At 51.2% G+C, this 19,450-nt stretch carries 9 protein-coding genes; 5 read left to right on the forward strand and 4 right to left on the reverse strand.

The features are described 5' to 3' along the window. Nucleotides 1–68 precede the first annotated feature (68 nt). Nucleotides 69–4,619, reverse strand: a complete 4,551-nt coding sequence (gene gltB, locus DWY57_RS07620) for a glutamate synthase large subunit (protein WP_119961528.1) — start codon at nucleotides 4,617–4,619, stop codon at nucleotides 69–71. A 368-nt stretch (nucleotides 4,620–4,987) separates the two neighbouring features. Between gltB and glmS the strand changes: the two genes are divergently transcribed. The 4 genes from glmS (at nucleotide 4,988) to carB (ending at nucleotide 13,401) form a co-directional block, all read left to right on the forward strand. Beyond that, nucleotides 4,988–6,832 carry a glutamine--fructose-6-phosphate transaminase (isomerizing) gene (gene glmS, locus DWY57_RS07625; protein WP_119961529.1) on the forward strand — a complete coding sequence of 615 codons (1,845 nt, stop codon included), beginning with the start codon at nucleotides 4,988–4,990 and terminating at the stop codon, nucleotides 6,830–6,832. Between the two features lie 146 nt (nucleotides 6,833–6,978). Further along, nucleotides 6,979–8,862, forward strand: a complete 1,884-nt coding sequence (locus tag DWY57_RS07630) for an amidophosphoribosyltransferase (RefSeq protein WP_119961530.1) — start codon at nucleotides 6,979–6,981, stop codon at nucleotides 8,860–8,862. 8 nt (nucleotides 8,863–8,870) lie between these two features. Next, nucleotides 8,871–9,947, forward strand: coding sequence for a glutamine-hydrolyzing carbamoyl-phosphate synthase small subunit (gene carA, locus DWY57_RS07635; protein ID WP_119961531.1), 1,077 nt, complete (start codon nucleotides 8,871–8,873; stop codon nucleotides 9,945–9,947). A gap of 217 nt (nucleotides 9,948–10,164) precedes the next feature. Further along, nucleotides 10,165–13,401: a carbamoyl-phosphate synthase (glutamine-hydrolyzing) large subunit gene (gene carB, locus DWY57_RS07640; RefSeq protein WP_117600901.1), complete on the forward strand. Its 3,237-nt coding sequence runs from the start codon at nucleotides 10,165–10,167 to the stop codon at nucleotides 13,399–13,401. A gap of 80 nt (nucleotides 13,402–13,481) precedes the next feature. Here carB and DWY57_RS07645 read toward each other — a convergent pair whose 3' ends face one another. Further along, a complete protein-coding gene (locus DWY57_RS07645) occupies nucleotides 13,482–16,610 on the reverse strand; it encodes an efflux RND transporter permease subunit (protein WP_119961532.1) in 3,129 nt (1,042 codons plus the stop codon). A gap of 20 nt (nucleotides 16,611–16,630) precedes the next feature. Next, nucleotides 16,631–17,701, reverse strand: a complete 1,071-nt coding sequence (locus DWY57_RS07650) for an efflux RND transporter periplasmic adaptor subunit (protein ID WP_117600899.1) — start codon at nucleotides 17,699–17,701, stop codon at nucleotides 16,631–16,633. A gap of 167 nt (nucleotides 17,702–17,868) precedes the next feature. Between DWY57_RS07650 and DWY57_RS07655 the strand changes: the two genes are divergently transcribed. Further along, complete coding sequence (locus DWY57_RS07655; RefSeq protein ID WP_117600898.1) at nucleotides 17,869–18,414, forward strand: methylated-DNA--[protein]-cysteine S-methyltransferase; 546 nt, start codon at nucleotides 17,869–17,871, stop codon at nucleotides 18,412–18,414. 2 nt (nucleotides 18,415–18,416) lie between these two features. Here the strand turns inward: DWY57_RS07655 and DWY57_RS07660 are convergent, their stop codons facing one another. Beyond that, nucleotides 18,417–19,310, reverse strand: coding sequence for a helix-turn-helix transcriptional regulator (locus DWY57_RS07660; protein WP_119961590.1), 894 nt, complete (start codon nucleotides 19,308–19,310; stop codon nucleotides 18,417–18,419). Between the last annotated feature and the right edge of the window lie 140 nt (nucleotides 19,311–19,450).

Below are 19,450 nucleotides of genomic sequence, written 5' to 3' on the forward strand. Positions count from 1 at the left end.
AGTTAAAGAATTAAAGAATGAAAGGGGAATTTCCTCAGTCTTTCATTCTTTCATTATTAATTCGCGATTCAATAATCGCGTTGCATTTCTGCAATCTTCTGTTGCAATTTCTGCATCTGCTCCTCTTGCAGCACTTTTTTGTATTCGATAGGGACTACCTGGATGAACTGGTCGGCATAGCGTGGCCAGTCATCGAGCATGGTGCGTGCCAGTTTGGAACCGGTGTACAGGTAGTGCTGGCGGATGAGCTCGTGCAGTTCCTTGCGGTAGGAGGCCTCTTCGATGAGGCTCAGTTCTACCATTTCCATATTGCAGAAATAGTCGAAGTTGCCGTCCCGGTTCCATACGTAGGCCACACCGCCGGACATGCCTGCGGCAAAGTTGCGTCCCGTCTGTCCGAGTACTACCACGCGCCCGCCGGTCATATACTCGCAGCAGTGGTCGCCTACACCCTCCACTACGGCTGTGGCACCGGAGTTGCGGACGGCAAAGCGCTCACCTGCACGGCCGTTGATGTAAACCTCGCCGCTTGTGGCGCCATAAAGCAGGGTGTTGCCTGCAATCGTGTTCTTCTCTGCCTCGAAGTTGCTCCGTACCGGGGGCAGGACGGCGATGCGTCCGCCACTCAGACCTTTGCCCAGATAATCGTTGGCTTCACCCTCAAGCTTGAAGTTGACACCCGGGACAAGGAATGCCCCGAAGCTCTGTCCGGCAGAGCCTTTGAACTTCACGTTCAGCGTATGTTCGGGCAGCCCTTTTTCTCCGTACTTTGCGGCAATGACACCGGAGAGCATGGCGCCGCAGGCACGGTCGGTATTGGCGATGGTGTATTCCAGCGAGACTTCCTTTCGGCTCTCTACGGCTTGGGCGGCGGCATGCAGTATCTCCACATCTTTCACATGGTCGATGCCGTGCTGCTGGTCGGTGACGTGGCGGATAGCGGCTTCATTATCCACGCGTGCCAGTAGTTTGTCAAAGCTTATCAACTGATGTTTCCTGATTCCATCATCCGGCTTGCGGACGATAAGGTCTGTGCGTCCAATGATGTCGTCCAGGCGTTCCACACCGATTTCCGCCAGGTATTCGCGTACTTCCTGCGCCAGGAACGTGAAGAAGTTCACCAGATACTCGCTGCGTCCGCGGAAGCGCTTGCGCAGTTCTTTGTTCTGTGTCGCCACCCCTACGGGGCAGGTGTTCTGGTGGCATTTGCGCATCATTACGCAACCCAGTACAATCAGGGCGCTGGTGGCGAAACCGAATTCCTCGGCTCCGAGCATTGCCATCAGTATGATGTCGCGGCCTGTTTTGAGTTGTCCGTCCACTTGCAACATCACTTGCCCGCGCAGGCTGTTCAGCACCAGTGTCTGCTGCGTTTCGCTCAAACCGAGTTCGGGCGAGATACCTGCATAGCGGATGGATGATGCAGGAGAAGCTCCCGTACCGCCTTCTGCACCCGAGATGACTATCAAATCGGCCTTTGCCTTTGCCACACCGGCGGCAATGGTGCCCACACCGCTTTCTGCCACCAGCTTCACGCTGATTTTTGCCCGTGGGTTCACGTTCTTCAGGTCGAAGATGAGCTGTGCCAGGTCTTCGATGGAGTAAATGTCGTGGTGGGGCGGGGGGGAAATCAGAGAGATGCCCGGAATGGAGTGGCGTGTCTTGGCAATCACTTCATCTACTTTGAAGCCCGGCAGCTGCCCACCTTCGCCTGGCTTGGCGCCTTGGGCAATCTTTATCTGTATTTCGTCCGCATTCACCAGATATTCTGCGGTGACACCGAAACGTCCTGAGGCCACCTGCTTGATGGCGCTGCGCAGACTGGTGCCGTCTTCGCGCGGCATGAAGCGTGCCCGGTCTTCGCCTCCTTCGCCCGTATTGCTCCGGCCATGCAGCTTGTTCATGGCAATAGCCATGGCTTCGTGGGCCTCGCGGCTGATGGAACCGTAGGACATGGCGCCGGTGACAAAGCGCTGTACGATGCTTTCTACCGGTTCCACCCGGTCTATGCTGATAGGAGCGCGGCGGAAGTCGAGGAAATCGCGCAGGAAGATGGGAGCTTCCTTACTGTCTACCATGGCAGTGAACTCCTTGAATTTCTTATAACTTCCCAGGCGTGTGGCAAGTTGCAGTGTGCTGATGGTTTCCGGGTTCCAGGCGTGCTTCTCACCATCCTTGCGGAAGGCATACAGTCCACGGTTCGGCAATAGCTCCGCTTCCCCCTTCTTTTTAATAATCTCCATCCCTTCCTTATGGAAGGCGATGGCGTCACGTGCCACTTCATCCAGGCGTATGCCTCCGATGCGTGAACTCAGGCCGCCGAAGTAGGCATTGCTCAACTCCTCGCTCAGTCCTACGGCCTCGAAAATCTTCGCGCCCCGGTAAGAACGGATGGTGCTGATGCCCATCTTGCTCATAATCTTGAACAAGCCTTTGCAGACGGACTTGATATATTTTTTTTCGGCAGTGGCGTAGTCAAGCTGTATTTCCTTTTCGTTCACCAGTTTGTCGATGACGGCAAAAGCCATATACGGATTCAGTGCGCTGGCTCCGAAGCCCAGCAGCAGTGCGGCGTGCATCACTTCGCGGATTTCGCCGCTTTCTACAATCAGTGCCGTCTGCACCCGTTTGCCCACGGAGATAAGATGGTGGTGTACCGCCGACACGGCAAGCAGTGACGGAATGGCGGCATGGTCGGCGTCTACGTCGCGGTCGGAAAGCACAATGTAGTTCACCCCTTCGTTGACGGATTCTTCTGCCTGCTTGCAGAGGGTTGCCAATGCTTCCTGCAATCCCTGGCACCCTTTTGCCACTTCGAAGAGCAGGGGCAGTTTCACGGTCTTGAAGCCTTTGTACCGGATGTTGCAGAGAATATCCAGCTGGGCGTTATTCAGGATGGGATGGTTCAACCTCACCATCTTGCAATGGTTTTCGCTGGGTGTCAGTATGTTCATGCCTACGGCTCCGATGTACTCGGTCAGCGACATTACCAGTTCTTCGCGTATCGGGTCGATAGGAGGGTTGGTGACTTGGGCAAACTGCTGGCGGAAATAGTTGTACAGTAGTTGCGGCTTGTCCGAGAGTACTGCCAGCGGGGTGTCATTGCCCATGGAGTTGATGGGTTCGGCACCGGTGGTACACATCGGGACAATCAGCCGTTCCATGTCTTCTTTGGAGTAGCCGAAGATGCGCAGCATGCTGTCGTAGTTCTCCACGCTATGGGAGACTTTGCGGCCGCTTTTCAGTTCGTCCAGCTCGATGCGGTTGCCGGCCAGCCAAGTGCGGTATGGTTTGGCTTCGGCAAGTTGTTTCTTCAGTTCGCCGTCATAATATATTTCGCCTTTCTCGGTGTCTATAAGCAGTATCTTGCCCGGTTGCAGGCGTCCTTTTTCCTTGATGTCTCCCGGCTCGAAATCCATCACGCCGACTTCGCTGGCCACTACCATCATGCCGCCCTGCGTAATCAGGTAGCGTGCAGGGCGCAGTCCGTTTCTGTCGAGCATGCCGCCTGCATAGCGCCCGTCGCTGAAAAGCAGTGCCGCCGGTCCGTCCCACGGCTCCATTAGGATGGAGTGGTATTCATAGAAAGCTTTCAAATCTTCGCTGATGGGATTCTTTTCGTTGAAAGATTCCGGCACGAGCATGGCCATGGCGTGCGGCAGGCTCAGGCCTGACATGAGGAGAAACTCGAGCACATTGTCCAGTGAGGCACTGTCGCTCATGCCCGGTTGCACGATGGGGCGTATCTCCCGGATGTCTCCCAGGGCGGGAGAGGAGAGTACGCTCTCACGGGCTTCCATCCAGCCGCGGTTGCCACGGATGGTATTGATTTCGCCGTTGTGTGCCAGCAGGCGGAAGGGCTGTGCCAGTCCCCAGGTGGGGAAAGTGTTGGTGCTGAAACGGGAGTGCACCAATGCCAGTCCGCTGGTGAAGTAGCTGTTGGTGAGGTCGGGGAAGTAGTTGCGTAACTGTAAGGAAGAGAGCATGCCTTTGTAGACGATATTCTTCGTAGAGAGCGAGACGATGTAGAAATCCTCGCGGGTGGGGATGTCCGACTTGCGTATTCTGTTCTCTATCCTTTTCCTTATTATATAGAGTCGGCGGTCAGCGGTTTCGCTTTCCGTAAATCCGGTGATGAAGATTTGCTTGATGTCCGGTTCGTTGGCAAGAGCCGCTTCTCCCAATATTTCGGGGCAAGTGGGCACATTGCGCAAATGCATCAGGGTCAATCCATCCTTTTCAATCTCTTCGATAATGACGCTCAAGATGGCAGCCTGGTCTTTTCCGTCTTTGGGAAGGAAAAGCAGGCCGGTACCGTATTTCCCCTTCTCGGGAACGGGGATGCCTTGCAACAGAATGAATTCGTGCGGTATCTGCAGCATGATGCCGGCGCCGTCTCCGGTTTTGTTGTCCGCCCCTTCCGCTCCACGGTGGCGCATGTTTTCCAGTACCTTCAATGCCGATTCTACCAGTTCATGTGATTTTCCTCCCTGGATATTGACCAGCATGCCTACTCCGCAGGCATCGTGCTCGTGGGATGCCTCATACAAGCCCAACTGTTTGGGCTGTCGCTGGTAATCCTCTACTTTTGTTTTGTTGTTAAAAAGTTCTTGTTTCATGATTATAAACTTTCTTTATTGCTGTATAATATTGTTTATGGTTTCAAAATGTTTGGCAAATATATGGTATTAATTACAAAATGTTAATATGTATTCCTGCCTTCTTTCTTGCAAAATTCCTGCGATAGAAGATGAAGTTATGAATTGATAGAAAACACCCTCTGTTTTCTTTTAATCCTAAATCAAAATCAGACGGTTTGATTTGGATTTGTAAATTAAGCCTTTTGCTTTCAAAATAATACTTTCTTTAACTTTTTGATATAAAAACAACTTTTTTCTATTCTTTTGATAAATAAATACTGGAAAGATTAACTTTATGTTCTTAAGAATATGTATATTTGCAGCGCAAAATCAAATACTGATACATTATGTGTGGAATAGTAGGCTATATAGGTCAAAGGAAAGCCTACCCCATTCTTATCAAGGGTCTGAAGCGGTTGGAGTACCGTGGATATGATAGTGCAGGGGTAGCATTAATCAGTGATAACCGACAGTTGAACGTGTACAAAGCGAAAGGTAAGGTTTCGGAACTTGAAACTTTCGTTGCTCAAAAAGATATTTCCGGTAACATTGGTATTGCACATACACGTTGGGCCACTCATGGAGAACCTTGTTCCGTCAATGCCCATCCCCATTATTCCTCTTCCGAACGCCTCGCCCTCATCCATAACGGCATTATTGAAAACTACGCCGTCCTTAAAGAAAAACTTCAAGCCAAAGGTTATGTATTTAAAAGCAGCACTGATACCGAGGTGCTTGTACAGCTCATTGAATACATTCAGGTGACAAACCATATTGACTTACTGACGGCGGTGCAACTTGCCTTGCAGGAAGTGATTGGGGCGTATGCCATTGCGGTGCTCGACAAGGACAATCCGGATGGGATAATCGCTGCACGCAAGAGCAGTCCGCTGGTGGTGGGCATCGGTGAAGGAGAGTTTTTCCTGGCTTCGGATGCCACGCCGATTGTGGAATACACAGATAAGGTGGTGTATCTGGAAGACGAAGAGATTGCCCTCATCTGCCGGGGAGAGAAGTTGAAGGTTGTTAACCTGAAGAATGTGGAATGCCCGCACGAGGTAAAGACGGTAGCGCTCAATCTCGGCCAGCTGGAGAAGGGAGGCTATCCGCACTTCATGCTGAAGGAAATCTTCGAACAGCCCGGCTGCATTCACGACTGCATGCGCGGGCGTATCAATGTGGAGGGTACGAACGTGGTTCTTTCTGCAGTGATTGATTATAAGAAACGTCTGCTGGCGGCCAAACGCTTCGTCATCGTGGCATGCGGTACGTCATGGCATGCCGCCCTCATCGGCAAGCATTTGATTGAAAGCTTCTGCCGTATTCCGGTAGAGGTGGAGTATGCCAGTGAGTTCCGTTACCGCGACCCGGTGATTGACAGCAACGATGTGGTGATTGCCATCTCGCAAAGCGGAGAAACGGCCGATACGCTGGCCGCCGTGGAGCTTGCCAAAAGCTGTGGGGCATTTATATACGGCATCTGCAATGCCGTCGGTTCCAGCATTCCCCGTGCCACGCACACGGGTTCCTATATCCACGTGGGACCGGAAATAGGGGTGGCATCCACCAAAGCCTTCACGGGGCAGGTAACGGTGCTTACCATGCTGGCCCTGACACTTGCCAAAGAGAAAAAGACGATGGACGAAGGGCAATACCTGGCAATTGTCAAGGAGCTGGGGCATATTCCCGACAAGATGGAAGAGGTCTTGAAATTGAACGACCGCATAGCGGAACTTTCCAAGATATTCACCTATGCACACAACTTTATCTATCTGGGACGCGGATACAGTTATCCCGTAGCCTTGGAAGGCGCCTTGAAGTTGAAGGAGATTTCGTATATCCATGCCGAAGGCTATCCTGCCGCCGAAATGAAGCACGGCCCCATTGCTCTGGTGGATGCCGAAATGCCGGTAGTGGTCATTGCCACCCGGAATGGGCTTTATGAAAAGGTGCTGAGCAATATCCAGGAAATAAAGGCGCGTAAAGGCAGGGTTATCGCCATTGTGACAAAGGGAGATACGGTCATCAGTAAAATAGCCGACACTTGTATCGAGCTTCCCGAAACAATGGAGTGCCTTGATCCGTTAATAACTACGGTACCTTTGCAACTGCTTGCCTATCACATTGCCGTGTGCAAGGGAATGGATGTGGACCAGCCGAGGAACCTTGCTAAGTCGGTGACTGTAGAATGAGGACATGTACAATTTACCATTTACAATGTACAATGGGGCTGCGCTTGGGAGGGGTAAATGTAAATGGTAATTGTATGCTATAATAAGGAAAAGAAAATTGCACACTTAAAATTGTACATTGTAAATGGTAAATAGTAAATAAATAGATGGAACAACTGAAGCATGAATGCGGCGTCGCCATGATACGCCTGCTGAAACCTTTGGAGTACTATGAAGAGAAGTACGGAACATGGATGTACGGACTCAACAAGCTCTATCTCCTGATGGAGAAACAACACAACCGTGGGCAGGAAGGTGCCGGACTGGCCTGCGTGAAACTGGAAGCCAATCCCGGTGAGGAATATATGTTCCGTGAACGTGCGCTCGGTTCGGGCGCCATTACCGAAATTTTCGGTACGGTGCAGGGCAACTTCAAGGACTTGGCCAAGGAACAGCTGCACGATGCGGAATATGCCAAGCGTGTGCTGCCCTTTGCAGGGGAGGTCTATATGGGACACCTGCGTTACTCCACTACCGGAAAGTCCGGCATCTCGTACGTGCACCCGTTCCTCCGGAGAAACAACTGGCGTGCCAAGAACCTTGCCCTTTGCGGCAACTTCAACATGACGAATGTGGATGAAATCTTTGCACGCATTACCGCCATCGGTCAGCATCCGCGCAAATATGCCGATACCTACATCATGCTGGAGCAGTTGGGACACCGCCTTGATCGCGAAGTGGAGCGCCTCTTCAACCTTGCCGAAGCGGAAGGGCTGGCAGGTATGGACATCACCCATTATATAGAAGACCACATCGACCTTGCCAACGTGCTACGCACTTCGAGTAAGGAGTGGGACGGGGGATACGTGATGTGCGGACTTACCGGAAGCGGAGAGACTTTTGCCGTACGCGACCCGTGGGGCATCCGTACAGCCTTCTGGTATCAAGACGACGAAATAGCGGTGCTTGCCAGTGAACGTCCCGTGATACAGACAGCCCTTAATGTCCCTGCCGGCTCCATCAGGGAGCTGCAACCCGGACAAGCCATGTTTATCAACAAGGCCGGCAAGGTGCGCACCGTGCAAATCAATAAGCCGCGCGAGGTGAAGCCTTGTTCCTTCGAGCGCATCTACTTCAGCCGGGGCAGTGATGTGGACATTTACCGGGAACGTAAACTATTGGGTGAGAAACTTGTACCCAACATATTGAAAGCCATTGACAACGATGTGGACCATACTGTCTTCTCCTTCATACCCAATACGGCGGAAGTCGCCTTCTACGGCATGTTGCAGGGACTGGACGACTACCTCAACGAGGAGAAGGTGCAGCAGATTGCCGCCTTGGGGCATAGTCCCAGCCACGACGAGCTGGAGCATATCTTGTCGCGGCGCATACGGAGCGAGAAAGTGGCAATCAAGGACATCAAGCTGCGTACCTTCATTGCCGAAGGAAACAGCCGGAACGACCTTGCCGCCCATGTGTACGACATCACTTACGGAAGCCTTGTTCCGGGAGTGGATAATCTGGTCATCATCGACGACTCGATAGTGCGCGGAACCACCCTGAAGCAGAGCATCATTGGTATCCTTGACCGTCTGGGGCCGAAGAAGATAGTCATTGTAAGCTCTTCACCGCAGGTGCGCTATCCCGACTACTATGGCATCGATATGGCTAAGATGAGTGAATTCATCGCCTTCAAAGCTGCTGTGGAACTGCTGAAGGAGCGTGAGATGCGCGATGTAATTGCCGCCGCCTACCGCAAGTCCAAGGAGCAGGTAGGCCTGCCCAAAGAACAGATGGTGAATTACGTGAAGGAGATTTATGCTCCTTTCACTGACGAGGAAATCTCTGCCAAGATGGTGGAGCTTCTCACTCCGAAAGGAACGAAAGCCAAAGTGCAGATCGTCTACCAGCCTCTCGAGGGGCTGCATGAGGCCTGCCCCAAGCATCCGGGTGACTGGTACTTCAGCGGCGATTATCCTACGCCGGGCGGTGTGAAGCTGCTGAATAAGGCATTTATTGATTATATAGAACAAGTTTATCAATTTTAATTGAATCAATGAGAAATGTAACTCTAATCCTCGACGACGGGAGCCGCTTCCACGGCAAGTCGTTCGGCTTTGAAAAACCGGTAGCGGGAGAGGTGGTCTTCAATACAGCCATGACGGGTTATCCCGAAAGCTTGACCGACCCTTCGTATGCCGGACAGCTGATGACGCTCACCTATCCGTTGGTGGGCAATTACGGTGTGCCGCCTTTTACTCTCGAACCGAATGGGCTTGCCACTTTTATGGAGAGCGAGCATATCCATGCCGAAGCCATTATTGTAAGCGATTATAGTGAAAATTATAGCCATTGGAATGCCATAGAAAGCCTTGGCGACTGGCTGAAACGCGAACAGATTCTGGGCATCACGGGCATCGATACCCGCGAACTGACAAAGGTGCTTCGCGAGCATGGGGTGATGATGGGACGTATCGCCTTTGATGATGAATCGGATGAAATGCCTGAGGCTTCTTATGCCGATGTGAATTATGTGGATAAAGTCAGCTGCAAGGAGGTTATCCGTTACAACGAAGGAACTGGTAAGAAGAAAGTGCTTCTTGTGGATTGCGGCGTCAAGCATAACATCATCCGCTGCCTGCTGAAACGTGACGTGGAAGTGATTCGCGTTCCTTGGGACTATGATTATACTGGAATGGAGTTCGACGGGTTGTTCATCTCCAACGGTCCCGGTGACCCTGATACCTGCGATGCTGCCGTGCAGCATATCCGCAAGGCAATGCAGAACGAGAAACTGCCCATCTTCGGCATATGTATGGGAAACCAGTTGCTTTCCAAAGCTGGGGGCGCCAAGATATACAAATTGAAATACGGCCACCGCAGCCATAACCAACCGGTGCGCATGGTGGGTACGGAACGTTGCTTCATCACCTCACAGAATCATGGGTATGCTGTAGACAACAACACGCTGACAGAAGACTGGGAACCGCTTTTCATCAATATGAACGATGGTTCTAATGAAGGAATCCGCCACAAATGCAATCCCTGGTTCTCTGCACAGTTTCATCCCGAAGCTGCCAGCGGGCCGACGGATACGGAGTTTCTTTTTGATGACTTTGTGAAGTTGCTTTAGTAAGAGAATTTTATCAAGAATGGTTATGTTCGTAATCTATTGATAATCAGTATGTAAAAGACGGTGTAATGAGTCCCATACTGAATGTCATTCAGTCCCAGAGTGAATACCTTTCAGTCCTATACTGAATGTCATTCAATTAGTGACTGATTGTGTAAGGTAAGAGAAAGATAAGGTTTTATTACTACTATTACATTTTTAATAAACAGATATGCAAATGAAAGAAAACAATATAAAGAAAGTCCTGCTGCTTGGCTCCGGTGCACTGAAAATCGGTGAGGCAGGAGAGTTTGACTACTCCGGTTCGCAGGCGCTCAAGGCATTGAAGGAGGAAGGTATCTACACGGTTCTCATCAATCCGAACATTGCCACGGTACAGACCTCGGAGGGCGTTGCCGACCAGATTTACTTCCTGCCCGTCACTCCTTACTTCGTGGAGAAGGTGATAGAGAAGGAGCGCCCAGACGGAATCATGCTTGCTTTTGGCGGACAGACGGCACTGAACTGCGGTGTTTCCCTCTACAAGGACAAGATTTTCGAGAAGTACGGCGTGACGGTTCTCGGCACTCCCGTACAGGCTATCATTGACACGGAGGACCGTGAAATCTTTGTGCAGAAACTGAATGAGATTGATGTAAAGACCATCAAGAGCGAAGCTGTGGAGAATGCGGCAGATGCCCGTCGCGCAGCCCGGGAACTGGGATATCCGGTCATTGTCCGTGCCGCATACGCGCTTGGCGGACTGGGTTCGGGCTTCTGCGACAATGAAGAAGAGCTGAATGTGCTGGTAGAGAAAGCCTTCTCCTTCTCCCCGCAGGTGTTGGTGGAAAAATCGCTGAAGGGATGGAAGGAAGTGGAATACGAGGTGGTGCGCGACCGCTTCGACAACTGCATCACGGTCTGTAACATGGAGAACTTCGACCCCCTGGGCATCCATACGGGCGAGTCCATCGTTATTGCCCCGTCACAGACGTTGAGCAATACGGACTATCATAAATTGCGTGAACTCGCTATCCGCATTATCCGTCACATCGGTATTGTGGGAGAGTGTAACGTGCAGTATGCCTATGACCCGATGAGCGAGGACTACCGGGTAATCGAGGTGAATGCACGCTTGAGCCGTTCGTCTGCATTGGCCTCTAAAGCAACGGGTTATCCGCTTGCCTTTGTAGCGGCAAAACTCGGCTTGGGCTATGGCTTGTTCGACTTGAACAACTCTGTAACGAAGACCACAAGCGCTTTCTTCGAACCCGCCCTGGACTATGTGGTCTGCAAGATACCGCGTTGGGATTTGGGCAAGTTCCATGGAGTGGACAAAGAGCTGGGTTCGAGCATGAAGTCGGTAGGAGAGGTGATGGCTATCGGCCGTACTTTCGAAGAAGCCATCCAGAAGGGGCTTCGCATGATAGGCCAGGGCATGCACGGCTTTGTGGAGAACAAGGAACTGGTGATTGCCGATTTGGACAAGGCTCTGCGCGAACCTACCGACAAACGTATCTTTGTCATCTCCAAAGCCTTCCGTGCCGGGTATACGGTGGATCAGGTGCACGCATTGACCAAGATAGACCGTTGGTTCCTGGAGAAGCTGATGAACATCATGGATACCAGCAGGGAACTGCACTCTTTTATGGCTGATGGAGAGTTGCCAATGATTCCCGTGGACTTATTGCGTAAAGCTAAAGTACAAGGCTTCTCTGATTTTCAGATAGCCCGTGCCCTCGGCTTGGAACAAGCAATGGACGGCGAAGAAGCCATCCTTGCCGTCCGCAATTTCCGCAAGAGTGCAGGCATTCTGCCCGTAGTGAAGCAGATAGATACCCTTGCCGCCGAATATCCCGCACAGACCAACTATCTCTACCTGACGTATAGCGGCACGGCAAATGATGTCCGTTACCTCGGCGACCGCAAGTCCATTGTCGTATTGGGCTCCGGCGCCTACCGCATCGGTTCTTCCGTAGAGTTCGACTGGTGCGGCGTGCAGGCCCTGAACACCATCCGTCAGGAAGGCTACCGCAGTGTCATGATAAACTACAACCCCGAAACCGTGTCTACGGACTATGACATGTGCGACCGTCTTTACTTCGACGAGCTCACCTTCGAGCGTGTGATGGATATTCTCGAACTGGAGAATCCCCACGGGGTGATTGTCTCTACCGGTGGTCAGATACCGAATAACCTTGCCCTGCGCCTCGATGCGCAGAAGGTACCTATTCTCGGCACAAGCGCCAGGAGCATCGACAATGCCGAAGACCGTGACAAGTTCTCCGCCATGCTCGACCGCATTGGTGTAGACCAACCCGAATGGCGGGCGCTGACCTCCCTGGAGGACATCAACGCCTTTGTGGATAAGGTGGGCTTCCCGGTATTGGTCCGTCCTTCCTACGTATTGTCCGGCGCTGCGATGAACGTCTGTTCCAACCGGGAGGAGCTGGAACGCTTCCTGAAGCTGGCGGCGAATGTCAGCAAGAAACATCCCGTAGTGGTGAGCCAGTTCATTGAGCATGCCAAGGAGGTGGAGATGGATGCTGTGGCGCAAGATGGAGAGATTATCGCGTACGCCATCAGTGAGCATATCGAGTTTGCCGGAGTGCATTCCGGTGACGCCACTATCCAGTTCCCGCCACAAAAGTTGTATGTGGAGACGGTGCGCCGCATCAAGCGCATCAGCCGCGAGATTGCCCGTGAGCTGAACATCTCCGGTCCGTTCAATATCCAGTATCTGGCACGCGAGAACGACATCAAGGTGATTGAGTGCAACCTCCGCGCCAGCCGTTCGTTTCCGTTTGTCAGCAAGGTGCTGAAGATAAACCTTATTGAACTTGCCACGAAGGTGATGCTCGGCATTCCGGTACAGAAGCCGGACAAGAATCTGTTCGATTTGGATTATGTAGGCATCAAGGCGAGCCAGTTCTCCTTCAACCGTCTGCAGAAGGCCGACCCGGTACTGGGTGTGGATATGGCAAGCACGGGCGAGGTGGGTTGCATCGGCAGCGATACTTCCTGCGCCATTCTCAAGGCGATGCTCTCCGTGGGCTACCGCATTCCGGAGAAGAACATCCTGCTTTCTACCGGTACTCCGAAGCAGAAAGTGGACATGCTTTCTGCCGCGCGTATGCTTCAGAAGAAGGGGTATAAGATATTTGCCACGGGTGGTTCCAGCAACTTCCTTACGGAGAACGGTGTGGAGAATACGCGCGTCTACTGGCCCAGCGAACCCGAACGCCAGCCGCAGGCACTTGACATGCTGCACCGCAAGGAGATAGACATGGTGGTCAATATTCCGAAGAACCTCACCGCAGGCGAGTTGGATAACGGCTACAAGATACGCCGTGCCGCCATCGACCTCAATATTCCTTTGATAACGAATGCCCGTCTGGCAAGTGCGTTCATCAATGCATTCTGCACGATGACGCCGGATGATTTGACCATCAAGTCGTGGGCGGAATATAAATGATAAATATTTTTCGGACAGAAAAACAGAAGGACAAGGGAGAGAAGAAAAAATGTGCCGTCTTTTTTTCCCTTGTCTCCTTGTCAGTCTTGTGTATTAATATGGAAAAACAACGCATACAGTACCGGTATGAACAGCAACGTTATCAGTGTGCCGAATGTCAGCCCGCCCATAATGGAAGCTGCCAGCGAGCCGAACATGGCATCGGGCAGTAACGGTATCATGCCCAGAATTGTAGTCAGCGCCGCCATAGATACCGGGCGCAAACGACTCTGTGAACTGTCTATCAAGGCTTTCATCGGTTCCACTCCCTGATTAATCTGCAAGGTTATTTCATCCATCAGTACGATGCCGTTCTTGATGAGCATCCCTATCAATCCCAGTGTCCCTACGATTGCCACGAAATTGAATGTCTTTCCCGTAAGCAGCATCACTGCTGCCACGCCTACCACAACCATCGGAATGCAGCAGAAGATGATAAGCGGTTTACGGTAATCCTTGAACAGCATGATCAGAATGGCAATCATCAGGATGATGGCCAGTGGGAAGTTCTTGAACAGATACTTCATGGACTGGTCACTGGCGCTTTTCTCACCCTGCCACTGCAGTGTGTATCCCTCGGGAAGCTCTATCCTTTCAATCTGCCGTGCGATGGCCTGCCTTGCCTTTTCCGTCTCTATACCCGGTGTGGGAGAGCATTGCACGCGTTGGCTCCGTTGTCCGTTGTAGCGCGGCACTACCGGGTCTTCCCAGCGTATGTCGATACTTTTGCTGATTTGTTTCAGTGGAGTGCTGCCCATCAGACTTTCCACCAGCTCTTCTTTGGAGAGGGTACCGGCTTTCAGCTTTACCATTGTTTCTTCGTTCAGCAGTCCGTTCAGCGATGGCAGCGAGGAGAACACTTGCGTATTGGAGAGGTCCTCTATCGGTTGTCCTTCCTCGTCCAGGCATTTCAGGTAGATATTGTCCCGATGGATGCCTTCGTAGAAGAATCCGATGGGGATACCTCCATTGGCCGAGAGCAGTGACAAGCTTACGTCATTGCGGCTCAACCCCAAAGTACGGGCGGCGGCTTGGTCGTACTCGATGGAGAGTACCGGAACCTGCGGTTCCCAATCGGTGGTGATGAGGCATATCTCCGGTGTGTTTTCCATGATACTGCGGGCGCTGTCTGCCAACCGGTGCAGTACGGCAGGGTCCGGTCCCATGAACTGGACTTCGATAGGATATTTTTTGAACATCAGGTTGTAGCGCTTCATCTTGACGTAGGCATTGGGATAATGATGCGTCAGGTAACTTTGTATCTCGTCCATGTTGTCTACCAGCTCTTCGGGAGAAGTGAAATCTATAATCAGTTCGCCGTATGCCAAAGACGGGTTGGCGATGCTCCTTACCAGATTGTAGCGTCCCGGTGTACCGCCTATGGAAGTGGTGACGTGCGTCACTTCCTTGCGTGTTTTCAGGTATGTTTCTATCTCCCGGAGGTCTTGAACCACTTGTGTGGAGTTATTGCCTTCGGGCAGTTTATATTCCATATATAGTTGGTCGTAAACCATGTCGGGGAAGAATCCCTGGCGCATGTACTGGTAGCCGAAGGCAGACAGTCCGAGCAGGACGAGCATTGTCAACACAAAGCTCCAGCGGTGTGCCAGTCCCATCCGCAGGGCGGCGCGCAAGACAGCATAAGTGCGTCCTTTGTATTCTCTCGCTCCTGTGGCGTTGGTTTCGACGGCAGGATGCAGATACCGATTGGCCATCAGTGGTACATGAACCAACGCCAGTACCCAGCTTAACAGCAAAGACACTGCCAGGACGATGAAAAGGTCACGTGTGTAGACCCCTGCCGTGTCGGGCGACATGAAGATGGGCAGAAAAGCTATGATGGCTATCAGCGTAGCTCCCAGCAGCGGCATGGCTGTCTGTCTCCCTATGGCTGTCATGGCTTCCATCCGTTTTTTTCCGGCTTTCAGGTCTACCAGTATGCCGTCAATGATGACGATGGCATTGTCTACCAACATACCCATTGCGAGGACAAATGCGGCCAGTGATACACGCTGCATTGTTCCGCCTGCCGTATATAGAAACATAAATGAACCGAAGACGGTGACCACCAGACTGATTCCGATAATGACCCCACTTTTGAATCCCATAGCCACCATCAGAATGAGCACTACGATGATGACAGACTCTATCAGGTTGATGATGAATGTCCCCAATGAAGCGCCGACGCGTTCCGGCTGGTAGAAAACCTTATGGCAGTCTACGCCTGCAGGCAGACGGGTTTCTTTGAGCTGTGCTAACCTCTTTTCTACTTCAGCGCCTACTTTCACAATGTCTGTTCCGCTGGAGGCGGCAATCAGGATACCTTGTGCCCGTTCGCTGTCGAAGAACATTTCGTTGCGGGTAGGCTCTTCGTATCCTTTTTCTATCTGTGCGATGTCGCGCATGCGGAGCTGGTCGTCGTCATGTCCTTGTATAAGCATGTTGCCGATGTCCTCCACAGTCTTGAATTTGTCGCTTACAGTTACACGGATGCGGTGGTCACCATTGTCGTAATAGCCGCTGTAAGTGGTCTTGTTCTGCCCGTTCAGGGTGGCAAGCACCTCAGCTGGTTTCACACCCAAATTTGCCATGCGGTCTTGCAGCAAGGAGATGTTGATGCACTCGGAGCGTTTTCCGTAGAGTTCCACCCGGTCAATTCCTTCCATGTCGCTGATTTCCCGCTTCACGAGTTCCGCATAGTCGGACAATTGCCGGTCGGACAAGCCGTCACCGGTCAGTGCGTAGAACATACCATATACATTCCCGAAATCATCTTTGACGATAGGTGTACCGGCCCCGTCGGGCAGTGAGGCACGGGCATCGTTCACTTTGCGGCGTAGCATGTCCCAGCATTGTTCCACCTCATCGTCTCGGGTGGTTGTTGTCAACTCTATCTGTATCAGTGAAAGGTCGTTGTAGGAGTAGCTTTCCACATTGTCTATGTGGCCCATGCTGCGGATGCTCTTTTCCAGTACATCCGTCACTTCCAGTTCCACTTGATGAGCCGAGGCTCCCGGATAGGGTGTCACTACCATGGCGAGTTTCACCTTTATTTCCGGATCTTCCAGTTTGCTCATCTCATAGCTGGAATAAGCTCCTCCCAGCAGCAGGACAGCTACTAGGAAGTATATCAGATTACGGTTCTGAAATGCCCATTTACTTATATCCATAGTTTTTTAGGGATTAGTGGTTACAATAGTCCTCCAATATTTGTTCCGCTGGTTCCGGCGAGCGGTTTTACGGTTTCTCCGTCTTTGATGTGGTGGACTCCGGAAGACACGACCAGTTCGCCCGGTTTCAGATGGTTGGAGCTGATGAGGCTGCGACCGTTGCTTGTCAGGCGAAGGAGGGTCACTTCGCGGGCGGTAATCCGGTTGTCGGACGGGTTGTAGACAAATACCTGCGCTTTTCCGTCTATTTGCAGTACGGCGCCGCTCGGAACGGACAGTTGGCATGAATTCTCTTCGTCGTACTGGATGGTAACCATCGTATTCATGCCCGGAGAGGGTACGGGCTGCTGCTTGTCGGCAAGCAGTTGCAGGCGTACGGTATAGAGCTGGTTGGCATTGGCTTTGGGAGTGATGCTTATCAGTTTCAGCCGGTAGGTCTTGCCTGGATAGACATCGAATGAACAGTAATAGCTGTGGAACTGTCCGCGCCGGATATATTCCGCTGCCGGAAGATTGATTTCCACTTCGGGCATACTGCTGCTGATTATGGAGAGAACAGGCATACCGGCGCCTATCGTTTCGTGCGCCTCAAAAAGACGTTTCTGTACAAAGCCGTTGAAGGGGGCGTAGAGCTTGGTGTAGTTGAGCTGGTCCTTGTGGTGCCGGTATTTGGCTGCAATCTGCTTTAATCCATATACCGCCTTGTCGTTGGCGCTGGAAGTAGTGACGGAGTCTTTGTAAAGTGACATCACCCGTTTGGCATCCGCCTTTATCTGTTTATATTCGGCTTCTGTGGCATCCAACTGCACCTGATAGTCTGTCGGGTCGAGTTCGGCGAGCAGTTGTCCCTGACTTACGCGTGCACCGTTCTCCACATATATTTTCTGGATGGTTCCGCTGACTCTGAAAGCAAGGCTGATATCCTGTGCTGCTTTCACTTTGCCTGGATATTGCAGATAGGTCTGTTCGTCTGCTGAAATAACTGTATCTATTTTCACTGTCTGGCAGTCTCTTGCCATCTTGACCTTTCCCTTGCAGGAAGCCAGTGAGAGTAGGGAAATGCCTACTATAAGCCAATAGAACTGTTTCATTGTATATTATTTAATCATATGTTTTTATATATTTACAAATATACCCCGATACTGTCAAATGGAAAAGGTCGGAATGTATTATAATATGTTCTATCTTGTACATCCGGATATAAATATCTATTTTTGTCGGAAGCATCGGAAGTGCAAATATACAAAAAAGCAAGTTTATGGAAACAATTCGGATTCAGCATTATCGGTCTCCTTATGGCGAGTTGATGCTCGGCTCTTTAGGAGACAAACTTTGTCTGTGCGACTGGGTAAGCGAAAAGCGCAAGGAGAAAATCGGCAGGCGGATGCGGAATACGCTGCATGCCGTTTATGAGGAGGGCACTTCGGAAGTTATTTCAACGGCAATCATTCAGTTGGATGAATATTTTGCCCGTAAGCGGACGGCGTTCGACATGCCGTTACTGTTGGCAGGGACGGATTTCCAGAAAACGGTATGGCAGGAGTTGCTGAATATTCCTTACGGGAAAACGGTGTCCTACGGCGAGCTGTCCCGAAAGTTGGGCAACCCGAAGGCCGTACGGGCTGTAGCGGCTGCCAATGGGGCGAATGCCCTCTCCATATTCATTCCCTGCCATCGTGTGGTGGGCAGCAACCGTCAACTGATAGGCTATGCCGGTGGACTGGCAGCAAAACAAGGGCTGCTGGCATTGGAAGCAGACTCCTGCGATGGATTGCCGAATTCTCGTGTAGTACAGCTGTTTTAAGGTCAGATTTGTTTCTGGTATTCTGCCGGTGTCATCCCCGTCATGCGTTTGAAGAACTTCGAGAAGAACGACGGATTGGGAAAGTTCAGTTCGTCTGATATTTGAAACACCAGTAGATTACTGTGTTTCAGCAATACTTTGGCTTCGAGGATAACTGCTTGATTAATCCATTGCATCACGGTTTGCCCGCTTGTTTCACGTATCACCGAACTCAGATAGTGCGGTGTCAGGCATAGCTTGTCGGCATAGAAGTTGACGCTGCGTTTGTGCTTACTGTGTTGGTTCACCAAAGCGATGAAGCGGCGGAATAGCTCTTCCTGGCGTGAAAGACGTGCCGGAGTTGACTTGCATGTGTGCTCGTGGATATACTTAAGGTTATAGAGAAGTGAGACAATCAAGTGCTGTACGGTTTCGCGGCGGTAAGGCGAACAATGAAGTATGTCCCATAATAAAGAGAAAAAGTGGCTGATGCGTGTCCATTCCGTGTTGTTGCATGAAAAGAGAATCCCGTTTCGTGTGTAAGCTTCCGTAAGAATGGAATTCTGTATCACAGGCAGAAAATGGGCGGTAGGCATGAGGACTTGGAATTCATAGTCGGGACTGATTTCCAGTATCTCTATCAGCGAGTTGTCGGGAATGATAATAATATCATGGGCTGTGGCTTCGTATTCGATAAGATTGATAGATATCCGGCCACTGCCCTGCATGATACGTATAATCCTCCCTTCTTTGGCACGGTAAGGTTGCCCGGTACGGAATAGTCTAGAGCCCATGGCAAAGAAACTGATAACCATTCCCAAATCATCATTTATAAATCTGTATTCAGAATGTTCTATAAAATCCGGATTGTTGCGGATGTCCTCGAATGCGACGCTTATCGGTTTGTTCTTTTCCATATCTTTCCCGTTATGAATAATGTATATTTCCACCGCAAAGATAATAAAGTGTTCCTATTATTTGCCTTTTCCTACGAAATGTCGTACTATTAGAACATCTTTGCGCACAAATGGATTGTAAGGGTATAGGATTATGCCTT

The organism is Bacteroides sp. AF25-5LB, assembly GCF_003602965.1.
Lineage (GTDB): Bacteria > Bacteroidota > Bacteroidia > Bacteroidales > Bacteroidaceae > Bacteroides > Bacteroides uniformis.